This window comes from Brevibacillus sp. GCM10020057, assembly GCF_042683565.1.
Taxonomy (GTDB): domain Bacteria; phylum Bacillota; class Bacilli; order Brevibacillales; family Brevibacillaceae; genus Brevibacillus.
The window spans coordinates 191,945-207,353 of sequence record NZ_JBHUJW010000034.1 but is presented as its reverse complement, the minus strand read 5'-3'; the positions used below and the strand labels follow the sequence as shown (position 1 = coordinate 207,353).

Here is a 15,409-nt window from a genome sequence, read left to right as displayed (position 1 = left end):
AGGATGGAGGAGCAAAGCATGAATACACCTGTAATTATAGATGCGCTGCGGACACCGATCGGCCGTATCGGAGGAGCGCTCAAGGAAGTACGTCCGGACGATCTTGGCGCCCTGGTCATCGGCAAGCTGCTGGAGCGAAACAACATCGATCCGGCATCGATTGACGACGTCATTTTTGGCTGCGCCAACCAGGCAGGTGAGGACAACCGCAACGTAGCGCGGATGTCTCTCTTGCTGGCAGGGCTGCCGGTGGAGGTGCCGGGTGTTACGGTAAACCGCCTGTGCGGATCGGGTCTGGAAGCGGTCAACCAGAGCGCGAATGCGATCAAGGCAGGCGCAGGGCAAGTCTACATCGCTGGAGGCACCGAGAGCATGACGCGCTCGCCGCTGGTGATGATGAAGCCGGGCACGGCGTTTGCGCGCGGCAATCAGCAGCTGGTGGATACGACCCTGGGCTGGCGTCTGGTCAATGAGAAAATGAAAGAGATGTACCCGCCGATCAGCCTGGGCGAGACAGCGGAGAAAGTGGCGGAGCAATATGGCATCAGCCGCGAAGCGCAGGACGAGTTTGCCCTGCGCAGCCAGCACAACTATGCGCGGGCGCTGGAAAAAGGCTTGTGGGAAGCGGAGATCGTCCCTGTGGAGGTGCGCGGCCGCAAAGGAGAAGTCACGGTGTTTGACCGCGACGAGCACGCAAGGCCGGAGACGACCATCGAGCAGCTGCAAAAGCTGAAGCCGGCCTTCAAGGAAAACGGCACGGTCACGGCCGGCAACTCCAGCGGGCTGAACGACGGGGCGAGCGCTCTGCTCATCATGGAGCAGGAGGCAGCTTTGGCAGCGGGCCTGAAGCCGCGCGCCCGCATCGTGGCATCGGCTGTGGCAGGCGTCGATCCGTCCGTGATGGGAATTGGTCCGGTTCCTGCTACGCGCAAGGCGTTGAAGCTGGCGGGGCTGACCATCGACCAGATCGACCTGTTCGAGTTCAACGAGGCGTTTGCGGCCCAGGCAGTGGCTTGCGTCCGCGAGCTGGGCGTGAATCCGGAACTGGTGAACGTAAACGGCGGGGCCATCGCCTTGGGCCATCCGCTCGGTTGCAGCGGCGCCCGCATCCTGACGACCCTCCTGTACGAGATGGAGCGCCGCGGGGCACGCTATGGCCTGGCTTCCATGTGCATCGGCGTCGGACAAGGCATCGCGACCATCATCGAACGTATCTGATTTTCGACCGACCAGGGAGGTGACCAGTTTGAAGCGTGAACTTGCGCCCGGCACGACCGCACAATTCACCGTGACCGTAACGGAAGACATGTTCCCTGCCTTTGACGGGAAAGTCATCCATCCTGTCATGTCCACCGTCAGCATGATTTACCATATGGAAAAGGCAGGCCGCTACGTGCTCGCTCCCCATCTGGAGGAGCACGAGGAAGGCGTCGGCTTTGCCATCGACATCAAGCATGTAGGTCCTGCAGTCGCGGGTCAACAGGTCACCTTCCGCGCGGTTTGCGTGGAAGTGACGGATAAGCGGGTGGTCTGCGAGGTTACGGCAGACACCCCGCGCCATCGTGTTGGGACCGGTCTGTTTACACAGGCGGTTTTCAACAAGGAAGACATGCGCCGACGCGTGCAAGAGTTGCAGGAGGAAGTCGGGGGGCAAAATTAAGGTCGGAATTGATTGACTATTTCAAAACGTTTCAATATAATAACGTTACAATAACGTTATATAATTATAATGTAATACAATCTGGATCGATTCACGCCCAGTTAAAGAATATGATACAATTTCACAGCGAAAAGGTACGAATCGATCTGGGGGTAGAAAATGTGAAGCCACAATCCATGTTGTTTACGATTTACGGGGAATATGTCCGACACTATAGCAGCGAAATCTGGATTGGCAGCCTGACCAAGCTCATGGGCGAGTTCGGCTTGTCCGAGCCGGCTGTCCGCGCCGCCATTTCCCGGATGCTTCGCCAAGGCTGGCTGGAGTCGCGCAAGGTAGGGAACCGCAGCTATTATTCGGTATCCGAACGCGGCAAAAAACGGCTGGAGGAAGCAGCAGCGCGGATCTACAAGGTGGAATCCGGCGTCTGGGACGGCAAGTGGTGCATGGTGAGCTACAACATTCCGGAGGAGCGCCGGGCATTGCGCGACCAACTGCGCAAGGAGCTGGGCTGGATGGGTTTCGGGATGCTGACGAACAGTACCTGGATCAGCCCCAACAATTTGAGCGAGCCGATCAAGGAACTCACCGAGGCACAGGAACTCACCGAATACGTAGAAGTGTTCCGGGCCGAGCACATCGGCTGGAGCGATCCCCGGCAGCTGGTGCAGAAATGCTGGAACATCGATGAGATCAACGCCAAGTACAGGGAGTTCATCGATGCGTATCAGGCCGAGTACGAGGAACTGAAGGAAAGCATTCGCCAGAACAAGGATGTGCCGGACAGTCTCTGCTTTGTCAACAAGACGAAGCTGGTTCACCAATACCGCAAGTTTTTGTTCATCGACCCCGATTTGCCGCAGGAATTGCTGCCGGAGCTATGGCTGGGGAAAGAAGCGGACGAGCTGTTCCAAAACTATTATCAATTGTTGAATCCGGGGGCCGTTCGATTCTTTGAGACTGTGTATGAGGCAGCGCCAGAAAAGTAAGATGCGGCGGCTGAGTACCGGAAAGCGCCCTAGTGCGAACTAGGGCTTTCATTACCAACTACTTTTCCATTAAAATAAATGTAAGCGTTATAATTGGAGAGTAGAGAGATAGATAGACAGGGGGTACAGCACGGGCATGACAGAACTGTTGCAATACGTTGCGAACGGCTTGGTAAGCGGCGGTATCTACGCCATCGTCGCGGTTGGATTTATCACCATTTACAACGTCAGCAAAGTGATCAATCTGGCGCAGGGCGAATTTTTGATGCTCGGGGGGATGGTCACGGTCGCCATGATCGGGATGAATGTCCCGTACGCGCTGGCGGTTTTGCTGGCGATCCTGGTCGTCACGCTGGTCGGAGTAGCGATGCAGAAATATGTAATCGCTTACGTCAAAAAGGCTAGTCCGATCAGTCTGATTATTTTGACTATTGGCATCTCCACTCTGATCCGCGGTCTGGCGAGCCTGATCTGGGGCAAGGACTCCTACTCGCTCGAACCGATCACGAGCAACCAGCCGATCACGTTCGGCGGGGTCAACATCGCCCAGCAAAGCCTGTGGATTCTGGCTGCCGTTCTGGTTGTCCTGTTCTTGCTCTGGTATTTGATGGAAAAGACCATGCTCGGCAAAAAGATCAACGCCTGTTCGGTCAATCCGATGGCAGCCCGGCTGATGGGGATCAGCCCGGCCAAAATGAGCATGCTGGCATTTGGCATCAGCGGCGCGACAGGGGCCATCGCCGGTATTGTGATCGCCCCGCTTAGCGTGACCTCGTATGATATTGGCGTACTGCTCGGGATCAAAGGCTTCTCGGCTGCCATTTTAGGCGGTCTGGGCAATCCGCTGGGAGCGGCTGTCGCTGCCTTTATTCTCGGAATCGCGGAGTCGCTCGGGGCCGGCTACATCAGCTCGGGGATGAAAGACGCCATCGCCTTTCTCGTATTGATCGCGATGCTGCTGGTTAAACCATCCGGCATCTTCGGCGAGCGCAGCGTCGGAAAAGGAGGTCTATGATGAAGCAGCTGGTTGGGAAGTGGGGGAAAAGTCTCGGCATTTATTTGGCACTGATGATTATTTTTCCGTTTGTGATGCCGGACGAATACTACCGCTCCGTCGGAATCGTCATCGGCCTGCACGCGATCGTCTCCATCGGCTTGTGCCTGGTCATGGGCCTTGCAGGACAAATTTCTTTGGGACAAGCGGCATTCTGGGGGCTTGGAGCGTACACGTCAGCGGTGTTGACGACGAAGGTCGGACTGACTCCGCTGCTCGGTCTCATCGCCTCCGCGATCGTTCCGGCGTTGTTCGCCTTTATCCTGGGACGGGCGATTGCGGGATTGCAAGGCTATTACCTGGCGATGGCGACGCTCGCATTCGGCTACATCGTCCAGATCGGCATCTCCGAGTGGGAGCCTGTCACGGGTGGAGCCAGCGGGATCATCAGCATTCCGAAGATCGCCTTTTTCGGCGACAGCGAGCTGTCCATGTACTACCTGATCTGGGGAATCGTCACCTGTGTGCTGGTGTTCTCGCTGAATCTGATGCACTCCCGAATCGGACGAGCCTTCCGGGCGATCCACAAGAGCGAGGTTGCCGCGACATCCATGGGGGTAGACGTGCGAAAATTCAAACTGAACGCTTTCGTCGTCAGCGGCATGTTTGCCGGAATCTCCGGCGGCCTGTACGCACACTACATGGGCATTCTCGATCCGCAGCCGTTCGGCATGCACGAATCGATCAAATTTTTGACGATGGTCGTCGTCGGAGGCATGACGAGCATCTGGGGGGCCTTGATCGGGACGCTGCTCATCGGGTTCATTAGCGAAGGGCTGATCCTTTTAAGCGAAGTCGTACCGGGACTGCAGGGCGATGTGGACACGATCGTGTTTGGTGCCATCCTGGTGCTGATTGTGATGTTCATGCCGGAAGGACTCGTACCGCGCCTCCGCTCGATGTATGAAAAGGGCCGGGCGAAGAAGACAGCGGCTCAAGCGGGACAGCGCATAGAAAGGAAGGCGGCGACATGACAGCACTACTCGAAGTACAACAACTCTCACGCGACTTCGGCGGCGTGCGCGCGGTCAACCGCGTGGACTTTCAGGTGCAGCAGGGCGAGATTCTGGCTTTGATCGGACCGAACGGCGCGGGGAAGAGCACGGTGCTCAACATGGTGTCCGGCGTCATCCCGCCATCCGAAGGGGAAATCCGCTTTGACTCGCAGCCGATGACACGGGTGCCCGGCTATGAATACGCCAAACGGGGAATTACCCGGACGTTTCAAAACCTCCAGACCTTTGACGACATGACCGTCCTGGAGAACGTGATGGTCGGGATGCATACGAAGACGAGGTCGAGCCTGCTTGCCTGCGGGCTGAGTCTTGGCTCTGCGCGCAGGGAAGAGAAGCTGATGCAGGAGCGTGCCGGGGAGTGGCTGGAAAAGGTGGGGCTGGCCTCGCTGGCGTCTGCACTGGCGGGCAGTCTGCCGTACGGAAAGCTGCGCCTGATGGAAATCGCCCGGGCGATGGTCGCGGAGCCGAAGCTGCTTTTGCTCGATGAACCAGCGGCTGGGCTGAATCATACGGAGACGGCGGAAATGAGCCGGATGTTTCAGGAAATTCGCCGCAGCGGGACCGCGATTCTTTTGGTCGAACACGATATGGACATGATCATGACGATCGCGGATCGCATCGTCGTCCTCGATCAAGGCAGCAAGATTGCGGAAGGGACCCCGCGCGAAATTCAGGAGAACCCGCGCGTCATCGCGGCGTACCTGGGAGGAGAAGAACAGGAAGACAGTCGGGGGTGACGAGATGGAAAAAGCGATTTTGCGGTTGGAGAATATCAAGGCGCGTTACGGTCCGGTCGAAGTGCTGCACGGCATCGACCTGCAGGTGAACGAGGGAGAGATCGTCTCCCTGCTCGGCTCGAACGGGGCGGGAAAGACGACGCTGCTCAACTGCATATGCGGCTTGCACGGGGCCAAGGAAGGCAAGGTCTGGTTTCGGGATCAGGACATCACCCGCGTCCCGGCGGAGCTGGTAGTCCCAAGGGGCATGGCCCATGTACCGGAGCGAAGGCAAATTTTTTCGACCTTGACCGTCGAAGACAATCTGTGGCTCGGAGCTTCGCATCGGATGCCGAAGACGAGCAAGCGGGAAATCGCCAGGGAGATGGAGGCGGTGTACGAACGCTTCCCGATCCTCGCTGAGCGCAAATGGCAGCTGGGAGGTACCCTCTCCGGCGGACAGCAGCAAATGCTGGCCATCGGCAGGGCTCTGCTCTCACGTCCCAAGCTGCTGCTGCTGGACGAGCCGTCCCTGGGGCTGGCTCCTCTGATCGCCAAGGAAATTTTGACGATTGTTCAGGAAATTCGCTCCCAGTGGGGGACGACGGTGCTGCTGGTCGAGCAGAACGCCCGCGCCGCCCTGGCCATTTCCGACCGGGCGTACGTGCTTAGCACAGGGGAAGTGATGCTGGAAGGCACGGCCGAGATGATCCGCAACGATCCGCGTGTGCAATCTGCTTACTTGGGACATTCCCATGAAGCAGTTTGACCAAATAAAAATCAAATAGAATAGAGGGGGTTCAACATGAAAAAACGTCAAAAAATGAAATGGCTCTACCCGATCGCCCTGGCTTCTATGGTATTGCTTAGCGCTTGCGGAGGCGGTGCCAAGCCGGCAGCAGAAGCAGGAGGACAGCCTGCGGCAGGACAGACAGCGGAAGCAGGCAGCAAGGAACCGCTCAAGCTGGGTGCCGTGTTTTCCCTGACGGGTCCGAACAGCCCGCTCGGCGTACCGGAAAAGCAGTCAATCGAGATGCTGGTGAAAGAAATCAACGGCGCCGGAGGGGTAGACGGTCGTCCGGTTGAAGTCGTGATTGAAGACGACAAGTCCGACAACACGGAAGCGGTCAAAGCGATCAAAAAGCTCGTGTCCAAAGACAAGGTAATCGCCGTGCTCGGCTCCTCGGGCAGTGGTCCGTCCCTTGGCATGGCGGAATTCGCCCAATCCGAAAAGATTCCGTTGATCTCCATGGCGGCGGCTGACCAGATCACCAATCCGGTGCGGCCGGGCATCTTCAAGACGCCGCATACGGACGTTCATGGAACGAAGCGCATTTATAAATATCTGAAAGAAAAAGGCATCACCAAAATCGCCATGCTCAACGACAGCAATCCGTACGGCAGCGGCTGGACGCAGCAGCTGAAAAAATACGCGCCGGAGTACGGCATCACGATCGTGGCTGAAGAAAAATACGGCACCAAGGACCCGTCCATGAGCTCCCAGCTGACCAAGATCAAAGGTACGGACGCCCAGGCGCTGATCGTGGCGGGCACGAATCCGGGACCAGCGACGATCGTCAAAGAAGCCAAGCAGCTTAACCTTGGCATCCCGATCATCAGCAGCCACGGCTCTGCCAACAGCAAGTTCCTCGAGCTTGTCGGCGACGCGGGCGAAGGCGTGCTGATGGTTGCAGGCAAACTGCTCGTGCCGGATCAAATCGATGCGAACGATCCGCAGGCAGCGGTCGTCAAGAAGTTTGTAGACGGCTACAAGGCGGCGTACAATGCAGAGCCGGACGGCTTTGCAGGCTACGGCTACGACGGCCTGAACCTGATGGTCGAAGGGCTGAAGCAGACCGGCGGAGATGCATCCAAGCTGGGTGAAGTGCTGGAAAAAGTAAAATACGTGGGTGTCACAGGGGAGTTTGTTTTCTCGCCGCAGGACCATAACGGACTGACAGAAGACAGCATGATCATGGTCGAAGTCAAAGATGGCAAATTCCAGCTTATCAAATAAACACTGGCACGGCTGAAGCGAAACGGCTGTTCTTTCCGCAATTGGATAGGGTGCGGAAGGAACGGCTTGTTTTCGTCACCGAACAATTGGAGGGGAAGATATATGTCTTTGCTCAACAGCTTATTGGAGGTTGCTCCGATTTTGCAAAAGGCGTTCTTGTCCGATTGTATGGTGGGGGTAACGGACAGGGAGAAGTTTTTGGCGTACTATCCGGCACCAGGTTTGAACCTGGGCATCAAGCCGGGAGATCCGCTGCGGGAAGGAAGCATCAACGCGACCGCGATTGCTGAAAAGCGCAGAATCGTCCGCAGAATTGGCAAGGAGTTGTACGGCATTCCGTACATCGCAGTAGGTTATCCGATCATCGAGAACGGTCAGGTGGTCGGGTGTCTGGCTACCGGGGTGACGACAGAGCAGGAAGATCGTCTGCACAGTCTCGCCGAAAATTTGATGGGGGCGCTGGAAAACATCGCGACCTATACGGAGAGCCTGGCCAAAGACTCGAACGACCTCGCTATGGCCAGCCATACATTGGCGGACACGGCGGCGAGGATGGCAGGAAAAATTGCCGAGACCTCGCAAATCAACCAGATGATTCGCGACATTTCTACGCGGTCCAATGTTTTGGGCCTCAATGCCGTGCTGGAGGCGGCGCGCGCAGGGGCGGCAGGGAGAGGATTTGGTGTCGTGGCCGAAGAAATCCGCAGCCTGTCCCAGTCGACGTCGACATCGGCCAAGAACATTTTTCGTATTCTGGAAGAGATGAATGACCTGGTTGGGACGGTCTCGGGCGAGCTGGAAAAGACGATGAACCGCAGCGTGCAACAGTCCACCCGGATACAGGAGCTGGATGCTGTCGTGCAGCAGCTGCGTCATATGGCAGAACAATTAAGGGAAGCCGCAGCGCTGGCAGGGAGGGGGGAATAAAACGGCAGGCATGAAAACGCTTGCACCTATTGCCGAATCGTATGACGGTATGTTATTATAACGTTACAAAAACGTATTATAATTTAATGCGATAGACAAGCGTAATTCATTGCAGCCTGAAACATTAAGGAGGTCTTTCCCCATGCAAACATCGATGGAACGTTCGGATTTGACGGAAAATGCCAAATTGGAAGAGTTTTTGGCGCGAATCGACCGCGGTGAAAAAATCGAAGCGGATGACTGGATGCCCGATGATTACCGCAACCAGCTGATCAAACTGATTTCCATGCACGGCATCAGCGAGATCATGGGAGCTTTGCCGGAGAAGGAGTGGGTACCGAAAGCGCCGACGCTTCGCCGCAAGCTGGCGATCATGGCCAAGGTGCAGGATGAAATGGGCCACGGTCAGCTGCTCCTGCGCGTCGCCGAAGATCTGATCGCTCCGCTGGGCAAAACGCGCGAAGACCTGATGCAGGACCTGTTCACGGGACGACTGAAGTTCCACAACGTCTTCCACATGGAAGCTCCGACATGGGCAGACGCCGGCGTCATCGGCTGGCTGGTAGACGGCGCGGCCATCATCACGCAGACGATGTCTTTGGATACGTCGTACGCACCGTATGCACGGGCGCTGCAACGAATCTGTGCGGAGGAAAAATTCCATGCACAGCATGGGGAGAGCATCGTCCTGGACCTGGCGGAAGGAACCGAGCAGCAGCGCCAAATGCTGCAAGAAGCGATCACGCGCTGGTGGCCGTCGCTCTTGATGTTCTTCGGTCCGCCGGAAAACGGCACCATCACGAGCAACCAGGCTTTGAACATGCGCTACAAAATCCGGACGCAAACGAATGAAGAGCTGCGGCAAGCTTTCCTGAAAAAATACCTCCCGCGGATTTTCCACCTGGGCTTTACCGTACCGGATGAGACGATTTACTTCGACGAAGCAGAGGACAAATGGGTGTACCAGCAGCCGGATTGGGAAGCGTTCAAACAGATCGTCAAAGGCAAAGGTCCGCGTTCTGCCCACCGCCTGCAACTGCGTGAAATGTCCTATGAAGAAACCAAATGGGTGCGCGACGCGATTTTGTCGTATGGCCGCCAGGTAGGGTAGGTGACAATAATGAACAACCAAACGAACCAAGAAGGCAACTTTTTCATTTATGAAGTGTTCAGTCAAAAAACCGTAAGCGCTTCATTCGTCCATCAGTTCAGCCTGTTGGCTCCGAATGCAGAGGTAGCGCTCTCCATGGCGCGGGAAAACTTCCTGCGCCGGGAGCCTTGCTTTAACCTGTGGGTCGTCAAGCGGGACGACATCCACGGACTGCCGCCACAGGAGCGTCCTTTCCTGGAGCGGCTGGATAACAAGAGCTACCGGGAGACCAAAGGCTACGGCGATTTGCAGGGAAGATGGCGCCGCCACAAGGAAGCGTACGAAGCCAAACACAACACAAGCAGCGGCAGCTGAAGAAGGAGGAAATGATCATGGGCGAACTTTACCAAGTAGAAACTGCACAGCAGGCATTGCAAAACCAGGAGTATACGCAAGCCTTGGTTGATCTGCTCTTCCAGCTTGCCGACGACGATTTTATATTGGCTTATCGCGGGTCCGAATGGCTCGGTCTCGCTCCCCATATCGAGGAAGACGTAGCGTTTTCCTCCATGTCGCAGGACATGATGGGGCATGCCGTGATGTACTACGAAATGCTCGAACAGCTGGGAGTGGGCAAAGCGGACGATCTGGCGCAGTTGCGCGAGTCCGCCGCCTTCCGCAACGCCATTCTGGTGGAGCGCAAGAACGGCACAGGCGGCTACAACGACGACCCGCACTACGATTGGGCGTATGCCATCGTGCGCTACTACGTGTACGGCCTGTACAAAAAGGTCCGTCTGGAAGCGTTGCAAAAGTCGTCTTACACGCCGCTTACCGTAAGCAGCCGCAAAATGCTGACCGAGCACCGTTACCATCTGATGCACTGGCAAGTATGGCTGAAACAGCTAGCCAACAGCACACCGGAAGCGCGCACCAGACTGGAAGCGGCAATCGCAAAAGTATGGCAGGACGCCGGAGAGCTAAGCGACCTCGGTCCGAACGGCGACAGCATCGTGCGCTTCGGCTTGATCGCGGATGAAGCGACGATCCGTCAGGAATGGCTGGCGACGACCAAAGACATTTTCCAAAACGCCGGCCTCGCCTGGCCGGGTGAGCCGGGAACTGCGCCGGAGCGCGGACGCGCAGGCGTGCATACCGAAGATCTGGCACAAGCGCTGGCGACGCTGTCCGAAGTGTATCGCATCGATCCGGCAGCGACCTGGTAGGCGCTCAGATGTATGCAAGCGACTGCTGATGCCAAAAAAGGAGTGATCTGCATGGCGCAAGAAAAGGAAATCCTTCAGGAACAACAAGAAGCGACATGCTGGGAACTGCTGCAAGAAGTAAAAGATCCGGAGATTCCAGTGATCAGCATGGTGGAGATGGGCATGATCCACAAGGTCAAGGTCGAAGCGGGCGTTGCGTACGTAGAAGTTTTGCCTACCTTTGTCGGCTGTCCGGCTCTGGAAATCATGAAGAAAAACATCGCGGAAAAATTGGTGGAAGGGGAAGGGATAGACGAAGTGCAGGTGAGCTTCGTCTACGATCCGCAGTGGACCTCCGACCGCATCGCCGCAGATGCCCGGGAAAAACTGCGCAGCTTCGGCATCGCCCCTCCGCCGGTTGGCTTCAAGGAGGGGGATACGTGGGAAGTGACCTGTCCTTACTGCGATTCTCCCTATACACAGATTGACAACCTGTTTGGACCTGCTGCCTGTCGCAGCATTCTGTACTGCAGACACTGCAAAAATCCGTTTGAGGCACTAAAACCAATCTATTGAGACGAATGAGAGGAGCGAGTGTCATGGGTGAGAGCAAGCAAATGTATATCAATGGGGAATGGGTATCTGCAGAAAGCGGGGAAACGCTGCAGATCATCAACCCGGCCACTGGAGAAGCAGTCGGGTCCGTCGCATTCGGTGACGGCCGCGAAGCGAAAAAAGCAATCGATGCAGCACATGAAGCATTCGCCACCTGGTCTCGATTGACTGCGCGTGAACGCTCCAAATATTTGTACAATTTGTCCGAGCTGGTGAAAAGTCACCGCGATGAGCTGGCAGGCATCATCTCCGCCGAAATGGGCAAGCCGATCGGCGAAGCCAAGGGAGAAGTGTTGGGCGCCGCTGACAACTTCGTCTGGTACGCAGAGGAAGCCAAACGCGTCTACGGCGAGACGATTCCGTCTTCGGTCGCCAACAAACGGATCATGGTTCTTCGTCAGCCTGTAGGTGTCGTGGGCGCGATCACGCCGTGGAACTTCCCGGTCAACATGGTGGCCCGCAAAATCGCTCCGGCGCTGGCAGCAGGCTGCACGGTCGTACTGAAGCCGGCTGAAAGCACGCCGCTGTCCGCGATCCGCCTGTTCGAGCTGATCGAGCAAGCCGGATTCCCGAAAGGCGTCGTGAACCTCGTCATCGGCAAGCCGGAAGCAGTCGGCCAGGAGTTCATCGACAATCCGAAACTGAGCAAGATTGGCTTCACCGGCTCCACGCGCGTCGGCAAGCTCTTGATGGAAGGCGCAGCGAAGCAGGTGAAGCGCGTCAGCATGGAGCTGGGCGGCCATGCGCCGTTCATCGTGTTCGCCGACGCTGACCTGGATGCGGCGGTGAAAGGCCTTTTTGAGAGCAAATTCCGCAACTCCGGCCAAATGTGCATCTGCACCAACCGTCTGTACGTGCATGCCGATGTGGCAGACGCTTTCACAGAGAAACTGGTCGAGCGCCTGAAAAAGGCCAAGGTCGGGGACGGCCGCCAGAAAGAAACGGAAATCGGTCCACTCGTCAACGAGCGTGCACTGAACAAGGTACTGGAGCACATCGAAGACGCCAAAGCAAAGGGCGGCCAAGTGGTACACGGCGGGGCGCGCCTGACCGAGGGCGACTACGCGAAAGGCTTCTACTGCGAGCCGACCGTCATCACCGACGTCACCGACGAGATGAAAATCTCCTATGAAGAAACGTTCGGCCCAGTCGTGCCGATCGTCCGCTTCACCGACGAGACAGAGGTGGTCAAACAGGCGAACAACACGCGCTACGGTCTGGCTGCCTATGTCTACACCCGCGACAACCAGCGCTGCTTCCGCATGGCCGAGCAGCTGGAATACGGCATCGTCGGCATCAACGACGGCGCGCCGACCCAGACTCAGGCACCGTTCGGCGGGTTCAAGGAGAGCGGAATCGGCCGCGAAGGCGGTCGCTACGGCATGGATGAATATTTGGAAACGAAGTTCGTTTCGTTCGGGTTGTAAGAGAATCGTTCAACAGGGGGAGGCTGTCCCGGCAGGGGATGGCCTTTCTCTTTTTTCAACTGCGAGGGAGAAGCGTTTTCGCAGCGGTTGGCTTCCCAGCAGAATCAGCATAAATGGACGGTGATTTGTCAACACTTTGTTCATTTTTATTCGGGAAAGAACGTGCGATCAACGGTATAATGGAGATTGTATAGAGGGCACCCTTTCTAGTATGAAGGGAGGATATTTATGGATAGTCAGCACCACCTGCATGGCGTGTCTTCAGGCGTGGGAGGCGCATCGTTTTCCGATTTGTGGAGTCCGGACGTGATGCTGCTGACCTTGCTTTTTGCGATAGCCTATTTCTTGATAACAGGTCCGTTTCATCAAAGGTTTGACCGCGCCACACCGGCGACCATCAAACAAAAAAGCCTGTTTGTTCTCGCATTGCTCCTGTTTTATGCGGCACAAGGGAGTCCTGTCAATTATTTCGGTCATCATTACCTGTTTAGTTTTCACATGCTGCAGCAGGCGATTTTGTACTTTGCCATCCCCCCGCTCGTGCTATTGGCACTGCCGGAGTGGCTCCTGGAAAAGATCTTTCAACCCAAATGGCTGAAATTCTTGCTGCGGATCATGACACAGCCTGTAGTGGCGTCGTTGCTGTTTAACGCACTGTTCTCGTTCTATCATGTCCCGTTCATTTTCGACGCCGTTGCGCTCCATCATGGATGGATGACGGCATACCATGTCGTGCTCTTGCTCACTGCCTTTTCCATGTGGTGGCCGATTGTAAGCCCGCTGTCGGACAGCAAGAAGCAACTGGCCGGATTGAAAAAGCTGGCGTACATCTTTGCCAATGGCGTGTTGATTACTCCCGCCTGTGCGCTGATTATCTTTGCTGATACCCCGCTGTATGCCACATACAAGGAGGCTCCCCGGCTGATTGCAAGCCTTACTGCCTCCAGTGACCAACGCCTGGGCGGGATCATCATGAAGCTGATTCAGGAGTTTGTGTACGGCTCGGTGCTTGCCTACGTCTTCTACAACTGGTATAAACAGGAGAAGCAGGACGATCTGCCGATGGAGCAGACTGCGCCCATCCTGATGAAGACGCCTGCCGCCGAAGAAGGCCGTGTATAGAAAAAGATTGTCATATATGTGAATGAGGTGTAGGAAATGTCCATCTTGTTGCCCACGATCAGTACATCGTTTATCGCCATCAGCGGAATTTTGGTCGCGTTTGGCTGGTACGCGATTGCCAAGCGGCAAACCGAGAAACATATGAAAATCATGAAGTGGGCCGCTATTTTTGCGACGCTCTTCTTTCTTACCTACGTGTCCCGTACGGCGTTTGTCGGGAACACGCACTTCGGTGGTCCGGACAGTCTGAAACCGATCTATCAGACATTCCTGTTCTTCCACATCATCCTGGCGACGGTAGGCGGCGTGATGGGGCTGATCACCCTTCGCTACGGCTACAAGAAAGAGTTTGCCAAGCACAGAAAAATCGGTCCGTGGACGTCCATCGTCTGGTTTATTTCGGCCATTACTGGGGTAACGGTCTATACGCTGCTGTACTTGATCTACCCGGGCGGGGAAACAGCGGGCGTCATCGACGTGATCTTTGGAAAGTAATGGGAAGGCGGCAGCCGTGTTGACTTGCTTTACGAGGATTCGATAGAATGAAAGATAGTTTGTCTATTGCGATTTCGGATGTTCAGATAGATTCGGACAGGAGGTACAAGATGTGGACCAGCAAGTAACTGTGCAGGATTCGCTTGAAGCCGATACTGCCTTGCAGGCACAACCGGTAGTACAGGCAACCTTTCGCGACTATGTGCAACTGACAAAGCCTGGCATTACCATGTCCAACCTGATGACCGCGTTTGCTGCTCTATGGTTGGCATCCTTCGGTTATCCAGACTGGAAGCTAGCGATCCTCACCATGCTTGGCACCGCTTTGGTGATCATGTCTGGTGCGGCGTTGAACAATTTTTACGATCGTGAATTGGACTTGAAAATGAAACGGACCAAAAACCGGGCCGTAGCAGCCGGGCGCATCTCGCCCCGCAATGCGCTGCTCGTCGGGCTTGGCTTGCTTTTGGCGGGCTTGGCCGTGCTCGCTGTGTTCGCCAATCCGCTGGCAGCAGTATGGGGCCTGATCGGCCATATTTTCTACGTGCTGATCTATACGCCGCTGAAACGCGTTACGACGCTCAACACGGTCATTGGCGGCATTTCCGGCGCTGCTCCTCCCGTGATCGGATGGGTGGCGGTTACCAACAACATGGACCCGGCTGCCTGGCTTCTGTTCCTGATTCTGTTCCTGTGGCAGCCGCCGCACTTCCTCGCGCTGGCGATGCTCAAGACAGATGAGTATCGCGCAGGGAATTTGCCGATGCTGCCCGTTGTCAAAGGCTTTGCGGAAACGAAACGTCAAATGGTGCTCTGGGGCTCTGTCCTGTTCCCGGCGTCCCTCTTGCTGTTCATTCACGGCAGCGTCGGCTACGTTTATCTGGCTGTAATGGGAATCATGGGGATCATCTACATGGTGCTGTTGTTCCAGGGCTTCCGTGCCAAGGACGACCTCGCATGGGCGCGCAAGCTGTTCGGCTACTCCATTCTTTACCTGACTGTCTTTTGCGCGGCGGTCGTCATCAGCACAATGGTGAACTATTATTGACACATAACACTCACGAAATGTTCACGGA

The 15,409-nt window shown here is 56.2% G+C and carries 17 protein-coding genes; all 17 read left to right on the top strand.

Going from position 1 to position 15,409, the window contains the following annotated elements; translation table 11 throughout:
* Nucleotides 1–18: 18 nt before the first annotated feature.
* The 17 genes from ACFSO0_RS11330 (at nucleotide 19) to cyoE (ending at nucleotide 15,381) form a co-directional block, all read left to right on the top strand.
* Nucleotides 19–1,218, top strand: coding sequence for a thiolase family protein (locus ACFSO0_RS11330; RefSeq protein ID WP_376880127.1), 1,200 nt, complete (start codon nucleotides 19–21; stop codon nucleotides 1,216–1,218).
* Between the two features lie 28 nt (nucleotides 1,219–1,246).
* On the top strand, nucleotides 1,247–1,660 hold the full coding sequence (locus ACFSO0_RS11325; RefSeq protein WP_376880125.1) for a thioesterase family protein: 414 nt from the start codon (nucleotides 1,247–1,249) through the stop codon (nucleotides 1,658–1,660).
* 161 nt (nucleotides 1,661–1,821) lie between these two features.
* Nucleotides 1,822–2,649 (top strand): phenylacetic acid degradation operon negative regulatory protein PaaX, encoded by an 828-nt coding sequence (gene paaX / locus ACFSO0_RS11320; protein ID WP_376880122.1) that lies wholly within the window; start codon nucleotides 1,822–1,824, stop codon nucleotides 2,647–2,649.
* A gap of 136 nt (nucleotides 2,650–2,785) precedes the next feature.
* A complete protein-coding gene (locus ACFSO0_RS11315) occupies nucleotides 2,786–3,664 on the top strand; it encodes a branched-chain amino acid ABC transporter permease (RefSeq protein ID WP_376880120.1) in 879 nt (292 codons plus the stop codon).
* Complete coding sequence (locus ACFSO0_RS11310) at nucleotides 3,664–4,677, top strand: branched-chain amino acid ABC transporter permease (protein ID WP_376880119.1); 1,014 nt, start codon at nucleotides 3,664–3,666, stop codon at nucleotides 4,675–4,677. Before ACFSO0_RS11315 ends, ACFSO0_RS11310 begins: the two co-directional genes overlap by 1 nt.
* On the top strand, nucleotides 4,674–5,456 hold the full coding sequence (locus ACFSO0_RS11305; protein WP_376880116.1) for an ABC transporter ATP-binding protein: 783 nt from the start codon (nucleotides 4,674–4,676) through the stop codon (nucleotides 5,454–5,456). Before ACFSO0_RS11310 ends, ACFSO0_RS11305 begins: the two co-directional genes overlap by 4 nt.
* A 4-nt stretch (nucleotides 5,457–5,460) precedes the next feature.
* Complete coding sequence (locus ACFSO0_RS11300) at nucleotides 5,461–6,204, top strand: ABC transporter ATP-binding protein (protein WP_376880114.1); 744 nt, start codon at nucleotides 5,461–5,463, stop codon at nucleotides 6,202–6,204.
* 36 nt (nucleotides 6,205–6,240) lie between these two features.
* Entirely contained in the window at nucleotides 6,241–7,452 is a 1,212-nt protein-coding gene (locus tag ACFSO0_RS11295; protein ID WP_376880112.1) for an ABC transporter substrate-binding protein, read from the top strand.
* 102 nt (nucleotides 7,453–7,554) lie between these two features.
* On the top strand, nucleotides 7,555–8,379 hold the full coding sequence (locus ACFSO0_RS11290) for a methyl-accepting chemotaxis protein (RefSeq protein ID WP_376880110.1): 825 nt from the start codon (nucleotides 7,555–7,557) through the stop codon (nucleotides 8,377–8,379).
* Nucleotides 8,380–8,521: 142 nt separating this feature from the next.
* Entirely contained in the window at nucleotides 8,522–9,490 is a 969-nt protein-coding gene (paaA, locus tag ACFSO0_RS11285) for a 1,2-phenylacetyl-CoA epoxidase subunit PaaA (protein WP_376880107.1), read from the top strand.
* Nucleotides 9,491–9,499: 9 nt separating this feature from the next.
* Nucleotides 9,500–9,844 carry a 1,2-phenylacetyl-CoA epoxidase subunit PaaB gene (gene paaB / locus ACFSO0_RS11280; protein WP_376880104.1) on the top strand — a complete coding sequence of 115 codons (345 nt, stop codon included), beginning with the start codon at nucleotides 9,500–9,502 and terminating at the stop codon, nucleotides 9,842–9,844.
* Between the two features lie 17 nt (nucleotides 9,845–9,861).
* Nucleotides 9,862–10,695, top strand: coding sequence for a 1,2-phenylacetyl-CoA epoxidase subunit PaaC (paaC, locus tag ACFSO0_RS11275; RefSeq protein ID WP_376880101.1), 834 nt, complete (start codon nucleotides 9,862–9,864; stop codon nucleotides 10,693–10,695).
* 51 nt (nucleotides 10,696–10,746) lie between these two features.
* Nucleotides 10,747–11,250 (top strand): 1,2-phenylacetyl-CoA epoxidase subunit PaaD, encoded by a 504-nt coding sequence (gene paaD, locus ACFSO0_RS11270; protein WP_376880099.1) that lies wholly within the window; start codon nucleotides 10,747–10,749, stop codon nucleotides 11,248–11,250.
* 23 nt (nucleotides 11,251–11,273) lie between these two features.
* Nucleotides 11,274–12,716 (top strand): NAD-dependent succinate-semialdehyde dehydrogenase, encoded by a 1,443-nt coding sequence (locus ACFSO0_RS11265; RefSeq protein WP_376880096.1) that lies wholly within the window; start codon nucleotides 11,274–11,276, stop codon nucleotides 12,714–12,716.
* 228 nt (nucleotides 12,717–12,944) lie between these two features.
* On the top strand, nucleotides 12,945–13,838 hold the full coding sequence (locus ACFSO0_RS11260; RefSeq protein ID WP_376880093.1) for a cytochrome c oxidase assembly protein: 894 nt from the start codon (nucleotides 12,945–12,947) through the stop codon (nucleotides 13,836–13,838).
* A 36-nt stretch (nucleotides 13,839–13,874) separates the two neighbouring features.
* Nucleotides 13,875–14,333 carry a DUF420 domain-containing protein gene (locus tag ACFSO0_RS11255; RefSeq protein WP_376880091.1) on the top strand — a complete coding sequence of 153 codons (459 nt, stop codon included), beginning with the start codon at nucleotides 13,875–13,877 and terminating at the stop codon, nucleotides 14,331–14,333.
* 112 nt (nucleotides 14,334–14,445) lie between these two features.
* Entirely contained in the window at nucleotides 14,446–15,381 is a 936-nt protein-coding gene (gene cyoE, locus ACFSO0_RS11250; RefSeq protein ID WP_376880089.1) for a heme o synthase, read from the top strand.
* The last annotated feature ends 28 nt before the right edge of the window (nucleotides 15,382–15,409 follow it).

Coding starts and splice junctions, on each gene's coding strand:
- ACFSO0_RS11330 (WP_376880127.1), top strand. CDS start 19: ATGAATACACCTGTAATTATAGATGCGCTGCGGACACCGATCGGCCGT.
- ACFSO0_RS11260 (WP_376880093.1), top strand. CDS start 12,945: ATGGATAGTCAGCACCACCTGCATGGCGTGTCTTCAGGCGTGGGAGGC.
- ACFSO0_RS11315 (WP_376880120.1), top strand. CDS start 2,786: ATGACAGAACTGTTGCAATACGTTGCGAACGGCTTGGTAAGCGGCGGT.
- ACFSO0_RS11290 (WP_376880110.1), top strand. CDS start 7,555: ATGTCTTTGCTCAACAGCTTATTGGAGGTTGCTCCGATTTTGCAAAAG.
- ACFSO0_RS11295 (WP_376880112.1), top strand. CDS start 6,241: ATGAAAAAACGTCAAAAAATGAAATGGCTCTACCCGATCGCCCTGGCT.
- paaB (WP_376880104.1), top strand. CDS start 9,500: ATGAACAACCAAACGAACCAAGAAGGCAACTTTTTCATTTATGAAGTG.
- ACFSO0_RS11305 (WP_376880116.1), top strand. CDS start 4,674: ATGACAGCACTACTCGAAGTACAACAACTCTCACGCGACTTCGGCGGC.
- paaC (WP_376880101.1), top strand. CDS start 9,862: ATGGGCGAACTTTACCAAGTAGAAACTGCACAGCAGGCATTGCAAAAC.
- ACFSO0_RS11255 (WP_376880091.1), top strand. CDS start 13,875: ATGTCCATCTTGTTGCCCACGATCAGTACATCGTTTATCGCCATCAGC.
- paaD (WP_376880099.1), top strand. CDS start 10,747: ATGGCGCAAGAAAAGGAAATCCTTCAGGAACAACAAGAAGCGACATGC.
- ACFSO0_RS11310 (WP_376880119.1), top strand. CDS start 3,664: ATGAAGCAGCTGGTTGGGAAGTGGGGGAAAAGTCTCGGCATTTATTTG.
- ACFSO0_RS11265 (WP_376880096.1), top strand. CDS start 11,274: ATGGGTGAGAGCAAGCAAATGTATATCAATGGGGAATGGGTATCTGCA.
- ACFSO0_RS11300 (WP_376880114.1), top strand. CDS start 5,461: ATGGAAAAAGCGATTTTGCGGTTGGAGAATATCAAGGCGCGTTACGGT.
- paaA (WP_376880107.1), top strand. CDS start 8,522: ATGCAAACATCGATGGAACGTTCGGATTTGACGGAAAATGCCAAATTG.